Raw genomic sequence first — 15924 nt, forward strand, 5'->3', positions numbered from 1 at the left:
TCGGCGTATTTCTCGACATACCGTATATTTGACAGCCAAGAGCTGGATCGGGTATCTGCTGCTGACTATGAACACGTTGCTGGAGCAATCGATCTGATCGGGTGCGGAACGAGCCATGAGCATTCTATGGGCTGGATAAACTGGCTCCAAAAGCTGATCGAGCAAGGACGTGCAAGCAAGCATCATTTGACGGTCTTGGGTGTAACAAAGGGGCTGGAGGCCTACGCAAATGAGGGTGTTCTTTTGTCTGGTGCTTCACGGGCCGGTTTATACCGCATGCTTCAAAGTGAGTACAGCCATCTTACTTCAAGACATGCAGATATGGAATGCGAAGCCTCTCATGAGGAGCTGGCCAGACTGATTGCAGTTGAATATTATGCCAAGAGCACAGAATCAGAAGTCTGTTATCGAAACGGACAGCGATATCGCGCATATTTGACAGAGCAGCCAGCAGAAGCCGCTCTAAGTCATAAGCAAGTATCGTTTTCAACAGACAAAGTCCTGCTTATTACAGGCGGGACAAGAGGTCTCGGCTTGCTGTGTGCGCGGCATTTTGTGAAAACATACGGCGTTAAGCGGCTGGTCCTTATCGGCCGTGAAGAGCTTCCGCCGCGTGACCAGTGGAATTCGGTAAAAATTTCCTCGCTTGCCGAGAAAATAAAAGCCGTTCAAGAGCTAGAAGACATGGGTGCGCAAGTTCAGGTGCTGTCTCTGGATCTCACAGACAGGGTTGCTGTCGAACAGAGCCTGAAGACAATACACGAAACAATGGGGGCGATTGGCGGAGTCATCCATTGTGCCGGGATGGTGAACAAACAAAACCCGGCTTTTATCAGAAAATCACTAGAAGAGATCGGACAGGTGCTTGAACCGAAAGTCGAAGGTCTGCAAACGTTGTTTGACCTGCTTCAAGATGAACCATTGGCGTTTTTCACCTTGTTTTCATCAGTATCAGCGGCCATCCCTGCACTAGCAGCAGGACAAGCTGATTACGCGATGGCAAATGCTTTTATGGATTATTTTGCGGAGGCTCATCAAGATAAATGTCCCATTGTAAGCATTCAGTGGCCTAACTGGAAGGAGACCGGTTTAGGCGAGGTTCGAAGCAAAGCTTTAGAACAAACTGGATTGATCAGTTTGACAAACGACGAGGGATTACAGCTGCTTGACCAGATTCTATCAGACAGACAGTATGCTGTCGTGCTGCCGGCAGTACCAGATACAAACGTTTGGAAGCCGGATAAGCTGATGCAGCCGTCATTGCCTGTCGAAGCTCTCTCGCATCCTGAGACGAAAGAGCAAACCAGCACTCGCAACCTGTTCCCTGAAACAGTCGACTGGCTCGTAACTCTTTTTTCAGATGAACTGAAAATAGCTGCAGAAGACTTTGAAACGGATGAACCTTTCCAAGAATACGGAATCGACTCGATTATATTGGCCCAGCTGGTACAGCAGATGAACCAACAATTAAATGGAGATATTGATCCGTCAATCTTGTTTGAATACCCGACAATAGAATCCTTTGCACACTGGCTCATTTCGAAATATGACATATCAGCTGTTTTACAGCCATCTGTTCCTGAGAAACAGACACCTCTCAAGCCGCAATCAGCAATGAAACAGAAGCTGGTGCCAGAACAGCGGCCGCAACAGATAAGCCATGAAAAAACGGCACTTCTTGCTGAGGACATCGCTATCATCGGTCTTAGTTGCAGGTTCCCGGGAGCAGAAACCCTAGAGGAATACTGGGATTTAATACGTGATGGACGGTCTGCGATTGCGCCTGTTCCGCCTGAACGATTCGGGAACTCCAGCTCGAATTACGCGGGCCTCATTGATGAAATGAACCGATTTGATCATGATTTCTTCATGATGTCCGAAAGCGATGTCAGAGCGATGGACCCTCAAGCTTTGGCTGTATTGGAGGAAAGCTTGAAGCTATGGTATCACGCGGGTTATACAGAGAAAGAAGTGAAAGGCATGAGGGCTGGTGTTTATATAGGAGGCCGCAGCCAGCACAAGCCTGATCCGGCCAGTCTTTCAAAAGCAAAAAATCCGATAGTCGCTGGTGGACAAAACTATTTAGCGGCTAACATCTCACAATTTTTTGACTTGAAGGGACCGAGTATTGTCCTGGATACCGCTTGTTCCTCTGCACTGGTGGGGCTGAATATGGCCATTCAGGCTCTGCGAAGCGGAGATATTGAGGCAGCGGTTGTAGGCGGCGTCAGTTTGCTTGATGCTGATGCGCATCGAATGTTTCATGAGCGCGGACTTTTATGTGACAAACCGTCATTCCATATTTTTGATAAGCGGGCAGACGGTGTCATTTTAGGAGAAGGCGTGGGCATGGTTCTCGTCAAAACCGTCAACCAAGCGGTTGAAGACGGAGATTCCATATATGCAGTCATTAAAGCCGCTGCGATTAATAATGACGGAAGAACGGCAGGCCCATCATCTCCGAATCTCGAGGCACAAAAGGACGTCATGCTGTCAGCGCTTGAAAAAAGCGGCAAAAAGACTGAAGAGATCAGCTATCTCGAAGCGAACGGATCGGGGTCGGCAGTAACAGATTTACTTGAATTAAAGGCAATCCAGTCCATTTACCGTTCTGAATCAAAGGCTCCGTTAGGGCTGGGATCGGTGAAACCTAACATCGGCCATCCATTATGTGCAGAGGGAATTGCGAGCCTGATTAAAGTAGCTTTAATGCTGAAGCATAGACAATTGGTTCCGTTCCTGTCAGGTAATGAAAATATGCCGTATTTTGATATAGAAAAAACAGATTTGTATTTCAGCAGATCGCAAGCCGAGTGGAAGGAGACAACGCCGGCTGCGGCAATTAATTGTTTTGCAGATGGCGGAACGAACGCCCATCTCATTATAGAAGGTTGGAGAGACTCGGCTGAGCGTCCAATTAGAAGAAAACCTCTGCCTTTGCCGGAATTAAATAGGCAGCCCGTTTTAATCAAACCATCAGCTCAAAACGTGCAGAAAAAAGTGCATTCAGACACAGGGGCTTCTAAAGATATGTTTTGGAAAACTTTCAAATAAGAGAGGAGTGGGAAAATGATAACTGAACAACTGCACATTTCATTAAATAATCCAATCATGTCCAACCACAAGGTATATGGACAAGCGTTATTACCCGGCCTTGCTTATATAGATTTAATCTACCAAGTATTCCAGGAACATGGTTATGCATACCAAGAGCTTGAATTAAAAAACCTAACCATTTTTTACCCTTTGATCGCAGATGAGTCATATGACATTGCCCTGACCATTCACGTGTCTGAAAGAAAGGAAGGGACATGGTCCATCATCATCGACGGACAAAAACAGCATGGAGAATCACTATCTGACAAGAGACAATATGTGACTGCTGACATGCATCGTAAAGAGCAAACCGCTTTTGCCGAATCAATAGACCTTAATCAGTGGAAAAGTACAGCTGACAGGATTCTGAATTTAGATGAAATCTATGAACAATGCCGATCTCAAGAGTTAGTGCATACCGGCATGATGAAGGCGGAAGGACAGATTTATGAAGCCAAAGAGGGGGCTGTAATTGATTTAGCAGTCGGACAGGAAGCATTGCGTCATTCTGATGCTTTTCTGTTTCATCCGACGCTTATTGACGGCAGCGGCATAGGTTCAAGCTGCCTGATCTCAGATCAAACGATGTACCTGCCATTGTATTATGAATCGTTTTCTGCTTCAGAACGATTGCAAAAAGGATGTACAGCACGGATCCTCTCCTCATCTGTGCGCCAAAAGAAAGAACTCACTTATATGACGATTGAATATTTTAATTCAGCAGGACAAAAAGTGGCCGAGCTGAAACAATTTGCAGGCAAGTCTGTACGGAATATGTCAGCCTTTCATTCTGCAAAAGAAATTCAAGAAGAAAGAGCTGCTGTCTCTCAGAACATCAGTCGGGACTATCCCGCATTTGAAATGTATTTGCGTCAGCTGCTTGCTAAGCAGCTTGAAAGGCCGGCAGAACAAATGGATATCCACGCTGGGTACTATGAGCTTGGTCTGGATTCTTCGTCATTGCTTACCGTGGTTCAGGAAATTGGAGATAAGGTTGGGGCGGATCTTGCTCCGACACTGCTGTTTGAATTTACAACAATTGCAGAACTAGCTGCTCATCTTGCTGATCACTATTCAATTGGAGAGGCGGACGATGCTGTCCGCCAATCTCCTTCACCAATTGATGGTGTTACCTCTTCACCAGAGATCGGGGAGGACATAGCCATTATCGGAATGGCGGGACGCTATCCTAAGGCGAAAAATATACAGGAATTTTGGGAACAGCTTAAAGCGGGTACCGACTGCATCACAGAGATTCCAAACTCACGCTGGGAATGGAAAGAAAGCGATGGACTGGATTCACCTGCAGGCAAGCCGCTCTCGAAATGGGGCGGCTTTATCGAGGAGGCTGATTGCTTTGATCCTCAATTTTTCAGAATCTCTCCGCGTGAAGCGGAAATGATGGACCCTCAGGAACGCTTATTTTTAGAGACGTGCTGGGAAGCTATTGAAGATGCGGGTTATACACCAGAGACAATTGCTTCACCGCAGGGAGAAAATAAAAGACAGCATGTCGGTGTGTTTGCCGGCGTTATGCATAAGGACTATTCTCTTATAGGAGCTGAAGCTCTATCAGAACACAATCCATTTCCTTTATCGCTGAATTATGCGCAAATCGCCAACAGGGTCTCTTACTATTGTAATTTCCACGGCCCAAGCATGGCGGTGGACACGGTCTGCTCTTCCTCATTAACTGCGGTTCATCTGGCAATAGAGAGCATCCGGAATGGAGAATGCGAGGCCGCGCTTGCCGGAGGCGTCAATTTGTCACTGCATCCGGCTAAATATATCAGCTATGGCAGTGTAGGGATGCACTCAAGTGACGGCTATTGCCATACTTTCGGCAAAGGCGGGGATGGCTACGTATCTGGAGAAGGTGTCGGCACAGTATTGCTAAAACCGCTGCGAAAAGCTGAACAGGACGGTGACCGAATCTATGCTGTCATCAAAGGCAGTGCGATAAATCATGTAGGAAAAGTAAGCGGAATTACAGTACCGAGCCCGGTAGCTCAAGCTGATGTAATCGAAGCATGTCTAGAAAAAACAGGAATTGATCCGCGCACCATCAGCTATGTTGAAGCCCATGGCACTGGCACCTCATTGGGAGATCCGATTGAAGTACAGGGGTTAGTAAAAGCTTTCAGCCGCAATACGCAGGACAAGCAATTCTGTTCAATCGGTTCTGTGAAATCAAATATTGGCCATGCTGAAGCTGCAGCCGGCATTAGCGGCTTAACGAAGACTGTCCTGCAGCTGCATCATAAAACCTTGGTGCCGTCATTACATTCAGAAGAGCTGAATCCTTATTTGAAGCTTGATCAAACCCCATTTTTTGTCCAGCATGAAACAAAGGAATGGGAGCAGCCATCTTTTACAGAAAACGGGGTGGACGTCACATATCCCCGCCGTGCCGGTTTAAGTTCGTTTGGCGCTTCAGGATCAAATGCGCATCTTATTTTGGAAGAATATATTCCGGCAGAGAGCCATTCAGAGACGATTTTAACGAAAAATGAAGAAATAGTGATACCTTTGTCTGCGAGAAACAAAGATCGTCTGCAGGCTTACGCTCTTAAACTTCTTGATTTTCTTAGCGAGGACGTCAATCTTTTAGCGTTAGCTTATACCATGCAGGCAGGACGGGTTGAAATGGAGGAGCGTGCGGCCTTCATTGTAAAAGACATAAAAGATTTAACGGCTAAACTTCGGGCGTTTGCCAATGGCGAAGAAGAGATCGAGGGCTGCTGGACCGGACGAGCCAAGGAGAATCAGGAGGCGGCTGGGCTAGCATCGGTAAATGCGCTGAATAACAATTTGATAAGAGACAGTGAAATGATGGAAATGGCGAAAGCATGGGTTCAAGGAAAGCGGGTCACCTGGGACGACCTATACGGCGATCGCAAGCCGCTTAAGATCAGTGTTCCGACCTATCCGTTTGCAAGGGAGCGCTACTGGATCTCGGTTCCTGAAATGAAAACCAGCACTGTGAATCATATCTTACATCCGCTGGTGCACCGCAATACATCAGACTTTACTGAGCAGCGCTTTAGCTCTGTATTTACAGGCACGGAATTTTTCCTGTCAGATCATGTTGTACAGGGACAGAAAATTTTGCCGGGCGTTGCCTATTTAGAAATGGCAAGGGAAGCAGCGGAAAAAGCTGCAGGCGATCTGGACGGCGAACAAAGAGTGGTGTCGCTTAAAGACATTGTGTGGGTGCGTCCTATCACGATAGAAAGTGAACCAAAAGAAATACATATTGGCCTTTTTCCTGAGGATAACGGGGACATTTCCTTTGATATTTATAGCAGCTCTGAACATAAAGAAGAAGCCCTGACGATACACTGCCAAGGTCGCGCTGTCATTTCAGATGAAGCGGAGACTTCCATTTTAAACCTTTCATCAATACAGACAGAATGCAGCCTGGACACAGTGACGTCAGAACAATGCTATGCAGCGTTTCGAAAGATTGGGCTTGACTATGGCGAGGGCTATCAAGGGATTGAAAAAGTCTATGTCGGCAAAGATCAATTGCTTGCAAAAATCTCGTTACCCGCTTTTCTAAAAAACGACAAGCAGCATTTTGCGCTCCACCCGAGTTTGATGGATTCCGCGTTCCATGCCACAGTCGGTTTTATCGTTAGCTCAGTCAATGCCGCTGGACAAGCTCAGACGCTGTCTCTTCCATTTGCGTTACAGGAGGTTGATATTTTCAGCCCATGTCCAGAGAAGATATGGTCTTATATTCGATACAGTTCAGACAGTAAAGCGGAGAACAAAGTCAGAAAGTATGACATTGATTTATGTGATGAGAACGGACGTGTTTGTGTGCGAATGAAGGGTGCCTCGATGCGGGCACTTGATGGAGAGCAGCATTCAAAGCCGCAACTATTAACTGATTCTCAGCTGACCGGGCATACGGTGATGATCCCCGTCTGGGAACCAGTCTCTCTAGAAGCGGAGGATAATGCTTCGTTTGCTGGTAAAAGAGCTGTTTTATGCGGAGCTGCTGAAGCTGATCGGACTTTCATAAAGCATCATTATCCGCAAATTTCCTTTGTCGATATCCGCCCTGCAGATGACATTGAGGCAATAGCGGACAAACTGCAAGCGTACGGAAGCATTGACCATGTATTGTGGATTGCCCCGTCACACCGGGGAAGTATAGGTAGTGATGGACAAGAAGAAGCTGTTCTTCACTTATTTAAGCTTGTGAAAGCATGCCTGCAATTAGGCTATGGCGAGAAACAACTTGAATGGTCTCTTGTGACCGTCCAAGCGCAGCCGGTTACGCAACATGAGGCAGTACAACCCGCTCATGCAAGCATTCATGGGCTTGCCGGCACAATGGCAAAGGAATATCCACACTGGAAAATCCGTCTTCTCGATCTTGAAAAAGGCTGCACATGGCCGGTAAATCACATGTTTGCGCTCCCAGCTGACCGCCTTGGCCATGCTTGGGCCTATCGTAATCAGCAATGGCATCAGCAGCAATTGATCCCATATCGGTCCTCACTGTCAGGCGACACGCTATATCGGAAAGGCGGAGTCTATGTGGTCATCGGAGGAGCCGGGTATATCGGAGAGGCGTGGAGTGAGTACATGATCCGCCGCTACCAGGCGCAAATCGTTTGGATTGGGCGAAGTCAACTTAATGCTGCCATCCAGTCAAAAATAGACCGACTTTCGGCGCTTGGCCCTGAGCCTTTCTACATTGCAGCCGATGCAGCCGATAAGCATTCACTGCAGCAGGCTTATGAACAAGTGAAAAAACGTCATCCTCATATTCACGGGATTGTTCACTCTGCGATGGTTTTATTTGAGCAAAGCCTGGAAAAAATGAAGCCGGAAGAATTCACCGCTGGACTGGCGGCGAAGATCGATGTCAGTATTCGGATGGCCCAAGTGTTCCGCCAGGAGAATGTAGATTTTGTTTTATTCTTCTCTTCGCTTGTAGCCCATATCAAAAATGTGAAGCAAAGCCATTATGCCTCTGGCTGTACATTTGCAGATGCTTTTGCTCACCAGCTTTCTCAGAGCTGGGCATGCCCTGTAAAAGTCATGAACTGGGGATATTGGGGGAATAGTGAAGCGGCTGAGGATGAACATTATGTACAGCTCATGAATCAAATCGGCTTAGGTTTAATTGAGCCCGCGGAGGCTATGAAGGCGCTGGAAGCACTGCTTTCTGGGCCAGTCAGCCAAACAGCTTTCATTCATACGACAAAGCCTGTAGCAGTCGAAGGCGTGAATCAGAATGAATTCATCACTCTTTATCCAGAGCAACCTTCAGCAGATGCAGAGAGCCTGATGGAGCGTCTGCCGACTACGGGACGATTTCAAAGAGTGACACATGAAGAGCTTGATGATCTTCTTTACAGGCTGTTGTTAGGACAGCTGCAAACAGCCGAGCTGTTTGATGGTTATACATTATCGGTTGAACGTCTTCAACAATATAAGACTCGTGAATTTTATGGAAAATGGATTCGGCAAAGCAGCGAATTTCTCTTGCAGCATGGCTATCTTAAGAAAGTTGGAGATTCATTGGTGAGGAAGGACCAAGCAGAGGATATCGAGCTGCTTTGGCTAGAATGGAACGCGAAAAAAGAAAAGTGGCTTAAAGACAGCGAGACAAAGGCGATGGTTGTATTAGCAGAGGCCATGCTGCAAGCATTACCGGATATTTTGACAGGGAAAGTCCCTGCAACAGATATCATGTTCCCGCATTCCTCGATGGAACTGGTGGAAGGCATTTATAAGCATAACCAAGTGGCAGACTATTTTAATAAAGTGCTTGCCGATACATTATTAGCTTATCTGGATGAACGTCTGAAGCACGACCCTGAGGCATCGATTCGCATTATGGAAATAGGCGCAGGCACAGGCGGCACGAGTGCCGGAATCTTTGAAAAACTGAAACCATATCAAAAGCACATCAATGAATATTGCTATACAGATCTGTCTAAAGCATTTTTGCTGCATGCAGAAAAGGAATATGGGGCGGAAAATCCGTACCTGACATATCAGCTTTTTGATGTGGAAAAACCGATTGATCAGCAGGAATTTGAAGCGGGAGGCTATGATGTCGTCATTGCCGCTAATGTCCTTCACGCAACAAAAAATATCCGTCAAACACTGCGGCATACAAAAGCGGTAATGAAAAACAACGGAATGCTGCTGCTGAATGAAATGGCGGGAAACAGCCTGTTCCCTCACATCACCTTTGGTCTTTTGGAAGGCTGGTGGCTGTATGAAGATCCTGCAGTGCGGATTCCCGGCTGTCCAGGCTTACATCCTGACAGCTGGAAAGCGGCACTTGAAAGCGAAGGCTTTGAATCTGTCTTTTTCCCGGCCGAGGCGGCACATGATCTGAGTCACCAAATCGTCGCAGCCTCAAGCAACGGGCTGGTTCGACGTATGATGAAAAATGTGATCTTGCCGGAGAAGGTTGTTTCACAAGCGTCTAATCAGGAGCCAGCCTACATTCATACCATAGATTCAGAGGAAGCTGGACAATCGAAACATGCTCTCCTAAGAGAAAAAAGCACAGAATATATGAAAAAACTAATCGGGGAAACGTTGAAAATTCCTGCAGGAAAGATTGAGTCATCTGAACCTCTTGAAAAGTACGGTATTGATTCTATCGTTGTTGTCCAGCTGACGAATACATTGCGTAAAGAATTTGACCATGTAAGCAGCACTTTATTTTTCGAGTACCAGACCATTGACGCATTAGTGGAGCATTTCATCAAAACAAAAACAGAAGCTCTGATGAAATTAACAGGTCTTGACCGTCAAGTTCAACAACATACACCGGCCGAAAGCAGAACCCAATCTTCACAGAAACCTGATCAGGCCGCTAAAAGAACACGGCGCTTTCGCAAGCTTGGCTTCAGCGGGGAGAAAGAAACACCGACAAACACTCTTGCAAGCCGTGACGTTGCCGTTATCGGCATTTCTGGACGCTATCCTCAGGCGGAAACAGCAGAAGACTTTTGGAACAACCTAAAAGAAGGAAGAAATTGTATTGAGGAAATTCCGAAAGATCGCTGGGATTGGAAAGCTTATTACGATAAAGAAAAAGGAAAAGAAGGATCAATTTATACGAAATGGGGCGGATTTATCAAGGATATGGACAAGTTTGACCCATTATTCTTTCAGATTTCTCCGCTTGAGGCAGAAAGAATGGACCCTCAGGAGCGATTATTTCTGCAAACCGCTTATGCAAGTATTGAAGACGCGGGATACACGCCTGACTCGCTCTGTTCAAGCAGAAAAATCGGCGTCTTTGCCGGAGTCATGAACAAAAATTATCCGACTGGCTACGGCTATTGGTCTATCGCCAACAGAATATCCTATTTACTGAATTTCCAAGGCCCGAGTCTTGCAGTCGATACAGCCTGCTCATCCTCCCTGACAGCGATTCATTTAGCGCTGGAAAGCATCTATAGCGGATCGAGTGATTGTGCCATTGCCGGCGGTGTCAATTTAGTTGTCGACCCGGTTCACTATCAGAATTTATCTGTCATGAATATGCTCTCTGCTAGTGATACATGTAAATCATTCGGCGATGATGCAGATGGATTTGTCGACGGTGAAGGCGTAGGCGCCATTGTGTTAAAGCCGCTGCAGCAAGCAATAGCGGACGGTGACCATATTTACGGTGTGATAAAGGCAAGTGCCATTAATAGCGGAGGAAAAACAAATGGATACACGGTTCCAAATCCTCATGCACAGGCACAGGTGATTAAAGAAGCAATTGAGCGCGCCGACATTCCTGCCCGAACCATCAGTTATTTAGAGGCGCATGGAACAGGCACTGCATTAGGAGATCCGATTGAGATAGCGGGGTTAACAAAAGCATTCGAGAAAGATACGCAGGAGAAACAGTTTTGTGCGATCGGCTCCAGCAAATCAAATATCGGCCATTGTGAAAGTGCAGCCGGAATTGCAGGGCTGACAAAAATACTTTTTCAGTTTAAATATGGCCAAATTGCGCCATCATTGCATGCTCAGCGGTTGAATCCGAACATCGAGTTCAGCCATACGCCATTTGTCGTTCAGCAGCAACTTGGTGAATGGAAACGCCCGGTGATTGGCGGGCAAGAGGTGCCTAGGCGCGCTGGCTTGAGCAGTTTTGGCGCCGGAGGGTCCAATGCCCATATCATCCTGGAAGAATATATTCCAAGAACGGGGGCGCAAACGCCGAAAGACCATCCTCCAGCGCTGATTGTGCTGTCGGCCAAAAACATGGAACGTTTGCAAGAAAAAGCGGAACAGCTGCTTACAGCCATCAAACAAAAAAGGTACTGCGAAACAGACCTGATCAGGATCGCCTATACCTTGCAAACAGGCCGTGAAGCAATGGAGGAACGGCTGGCCTTTATAGCGGAATCACTAGAGGATCTTGAGAGAAAGCTGAACGATTTTATCGAAAACAAAGCAGACAGCCTGTATCTGGATCGCATCGATGATAACAAAAAAGCGTTAGCAGTCTTATCAGCGGATGAGGATACGGAAAAAATCATAGAAGCATGGATGAGCAAAGGGAAATACACGAAACTGCTGGATCTTTGGGTGAAAGGCTTGTCTTTCGACTGGGGCATGCTGTACGGCACCCAAACGCCTGTCCGGATCAGTCTTCCGGCATATCCATTTGCAAAAGAACGTTACTGGGCACCAGGCGCGGCAAAGGCCCCGGTGTCTATAGAACAGGATCATGATCAGCAAACAGAAGAACCTTTCAAGGTTATGACGTTTCAAGAAGTGTGGAAAGAAGAGCCGGCGACTCTCACATCGAAACGTATCAAAACGCTCATCTGTTTTCTGACTGAAAGAGAAAAGCAAAACGCATTTGCTTCAGCCCTGAAAAACGTTGATCAAGACACCAAGGTCATTTTTATATCACAGGGCGAAGTGTACAGCAAACAGTCTGAATATAGCTACCAGATTGTGCGGCAAGAACCCGTTACTTTTGAAAAGGCCTTCCAGAGCATTAAAGAAGAACTTGGAGAGCCAGATGCAATCCTCTATATGTGGCCTATGGAAGACAAGCGCTGTATAAAGGACCATTCCTGTATTGTTTACCTATTACAAGGTATGTCCGCAGCAAAGCTTCATCCTTCACGGCTGCTGCTGGCAGGATGTTTTGAAGATAGTCTTGACCGAAGTTATCTGGAATCATGGATTGGCTTCGAACGTTCACTCGGGCTTGTCCTTCCGCACACAAAAGTGACTGGAATCTTTCAGCCCGCGGAACAAGGATCGATGGATGATTGGACACGTAAAGTCTGGGCAGAATTACAGGCTTCAACTGAACAAACGGTTTTGTATCAGAATCTGAAACGATATGTAAATCACATTGAACAGACAACGATACAACCGGACAACAGCAAATTGAAGTCTGGCGGTACTTACCTGATTACAGGCGGTGTAGGAGGGCTTGGTTATTTATTTGCCAAGCATTTGGCCAAAAACTATGCCGCAAACCTGATTTTGACAGGGAGGTCGCCTTTTAATGATGAGAAGCAAAAGCAAATAAAAGAATTAAAGGATCTAGGCGGCGAAGCGATGTATGCAGAAGCAGATGTGTCTGATCCTATCGCAATGGGAGACTGCGTAAAAAGAGGGAAAGACCGATTCGGTGCCATCAACGGTGTTATTCATGCAGCCGGAATCGAGAGCGACTCTGCTATTTTTGACAAAAAGATCGAAAGCTTCCAGCGCATCATTGAACCGAAAATCAACGGCACGATAGCGCTTGATGAATGGCTTAAAAATGAAGACCTTGATTTTATGTGTTATTTTTCTTCTTCTTCTGCGGTTTTAGGGGATTTTGGATGTTGTGATTATGCGATTGGCAATAGGTTTCAGATGGCTTACGCACAATACAGAAATGAGCTGCATAACGGTAAAACGTTTGTCATCAACTGGCCTGTGTGGAAGGATGGCGGAATGAAGATCGGTGATGAGGAAACAACGGATATGTACCTGAAATCAAGCGGCCAACGCTTCCTAGAAGCCGAGGAAGGTATCCGTATGTTTGAGCACATCCTAGCTCAGCAGGATGCTCAGCATCTCGTGATAGCCGGTCAGCCCAGCCGTGTCAGCAGATTTTTAGGAATGACTGAACCAGCTATTCCAGAACCGGCCACTCAAGCCCCTCTAGCACAAGAAAACAAGGATGAGGTAAAAACACTAAGCATTGAAAAGCGTTTAGAACACGACTTGAAAGAGCATATTCACACATTGCTTAAGATTTCAAAGGACAAGCTGAATTTGAACAAAAATTGGGCCGACTTCGGATTTGATTCGATCTATTTGGCTAAATTCTCGAACGTGTTATCAAAGCATTTCAACATCGAAGTGACACCGGCTTTATTTTTCGGCTATTCAACTTTACAAGAATTGATCAGCTTTTTCTTAACCGATCATAAAGAGCTGATTGAAGCATTTTACCGGGATGATGCATCAGAGGCGCAAAAGCCCCCTGAAGCTTATGCAGTAATTCCTGTAGCTTTAGAACCAGAAGCCAGTAAAAAAAGCATTCGGCAGGTTCACGATGAGCCTATTGCCATTATCGGCATGAGCGGCAGGTTCCCTCAAGCTGATTCGGTCCATGAGCTGTGGGATAATCTGAAAAACGGTAAATCGTGTATCTCTGACATTCCGGGCGAACGCCGGGACTGGGGGAGAGCTAACAGAGATCCAGAAAAAGCAGTGCCAAGGTGGGGTGCATTTTTGAAGGACATAGACCGGTTTGATCCGCTGTTTTTTCAAATATCGCCTAAAGAAGCCGAAAGCATGGACCCGCGTCAGCGCATTTTTCTAGAGGAAGCATGGCACACGTTTGAAGACGCCGGCTATATGGGAGATCGGATAAAAGGAAAATCCTGCGGTGTTTATGTAGGTGTGGAAGAAGGGGAATATGCGCATCTAACCGGAGATACGGATTACATTAACGGAACACAAAACGCCACATTGTCTGCGAGAATCGCATACGCATTGGATTTAAAAGGGCCTAATATGGCTTTGACAGCAGCATGTTCATCTGGACTGGTGGCGATTCACCAGGCATGTTCAGCTCTGCGTCAGGGGGATTGTGAAATGGCTTTAGCGGGCGGCGTCAGCTTGAATATTTCTCACATGTCTTTTGAGGCGCTGACAAGGGCCGAAATGCTGTCTCCGAACGGACAATGCAAAGTGTTTGACCAGGATGCCAATGGTCTTGTGCCAGGTGAAGCGGTGGCTGCTGTTCTCTTGAAACCATTATCAAAGGCAATTGAAGATAAAGATCATATTTATGGCTGCATCAAGGCCAGCGGCGTGAATTACGATGGCAAAACCAACGGCATTACTGCGCCAAATCCTTTTAGCCAGGCAGAATTGATCGAAAACATTTATGAAAAAAATGAAATCAATCCGCTCGATATTCAATATGTGATGGCGCACAGTACCGGCTCGAATCTTGGTGATCCGCTTGAGGTCCAAGCGTTAACGAGCGTGTTCAGCAAATATACGAAGCAGAAGCAATTCTGTATGATCAGCTCAATTAAACCTTTAATCGGACATACATTTGCAGCGTCAGGAACGGTTGCTTTAATCAGTATGCTGATGGCTATGAAAAACCAGATCATTCCGGCCACTCATCACTGTGAATCGGAAAACCCGTATATTCCGTTTAAAGAAAGCCCATTTGTGCTTTGCAAAGAAAACCGTTCGTGGATCAAGAAAAATCAGAAGCCGAGGATGGGAACGATCAGCACGACTGGAATCAGCGGCACCAATGCACATGCAGTCATTGAAGAATACATTCCGGATGATCAGCCGTCCACACAGCGGCATCAAGGGTCACCGCAGATCTTTGTGATTTCAGCCCAAAATGACGATCGGCTTCAGGATGCTGCCTGCCGCATGATTGCGTATCTGGAGCAGAATCATAACCTTTCTTTACCTGATGTGGCATATACGCTTCAGGTTGGGAGAAAAGCCATGGAAGCAAGGCTCGCGATCGTTGCAAACAATCAGGAGCAATTGGTGCGAAAATTGAAGGAATATGTGGAAGCAATGAAGAATGGTGGGGTATCAGGCCAACAGAGATCCCTTTATACAGGATATACAGAAGGGATTTTAGAAGAACAAGATGAAGCAGTTCTGCAAGCTCTCGCAAAAGAAAGAAATTTGGAAAACATCGCGGAATGCTGGGTGAAAGGATATCAGATTCCTTGGGAACTCCTTCATGATGGCGATGACGTTCGGATGGTTTCTTTACCTGGTTATCCATTTGCAAGGGAACGGTATTGGATTTCGTCAGGCACTCAGCAATCAGAGGCCGTTAAACAGCATTCACAAGATATGAAAACAGAGATTGACGAGCCGAATGGCAAAACCCATATTCAAAAGATCATTGTTCAATTTTTAGCACGAGAATTGGGCATATCTGAGGATCGAATCAATTTCAAAAGAAACTTCCTGGATTATGGGATGGATTCAATTCTTGGCCGAAAATTGATGCGGCATATCGAAAAAACCACGCAGCTGAAGATGGCCGGCCGGGAAATCCTTGAATGTCAGACAGTCCAAGCTCTATCTGACCATTTGGCCTTAAAAGCGGAAAAACAAAATCATAGCGCAGCAGCACATCACATAAAGGGCACGTATACAGACGAGCAAATCATTGGATTGATGCAAGAGGTGGCGCTAGGGAAATTGGATTTTAAGAGTGTGCAAAACATCATAGAAGGGAGTAAATCGTATGAATCATAAAGAAATTCTCGATGCCTTCAGATCAGGAGAATTAACCATTTCTGAGGTGGAAGAACATCTTAAAGG

2 protein-coding genes (1 of these 2 only partly in view) are annotated in these 15924 nt (G+C 46.3%); both read left to right on the forward strand.

Features of this window, described 5'->3' with window-relative positions; genetic code table 11:
- Positions 1 to 3054, forward strand: the 3' end of a protein-coding gene (gene pksL / locus BSU_17190) for a polyketide synthase of type I (bacillaene synthesis) (RefSeq protein ID NP_389600.3). It extends 10563 nt beyond the left edge of the window; 3054 of the gene's 13617 nt are visible here — the last part of the coding sequence; the start codon falls outside the window, past its left edge; its stop codon occupies positions 3052 to 3054.
- A gap of 15 nt (positions 3055 to 3069) precedes the next feature.
- Entirely contained in the window at positions 3070 to 15858 is a 12789-nt protein-coding gene (pksM, locus tag BSU_17200) for a trans AT polyketide synthase of type I involved in bacillaene synthesis (RefSeq protein ID NP_389601.3), read from the forward strand.
- Positions 15859 to 15924 lie beyond the last annotated feature (66 nt).

The sequence above is a fragment of the Bacillus subtilis subsp. subtilis str. 168 genome, assembly GCF_000009045.1.
In the GTDB taxonomy this organism is placed as follows: Bacteria; Bacillota; Bacilli; order Bacillales; family Bacillaceae; genus Bacillus; species Bacillus subtilis.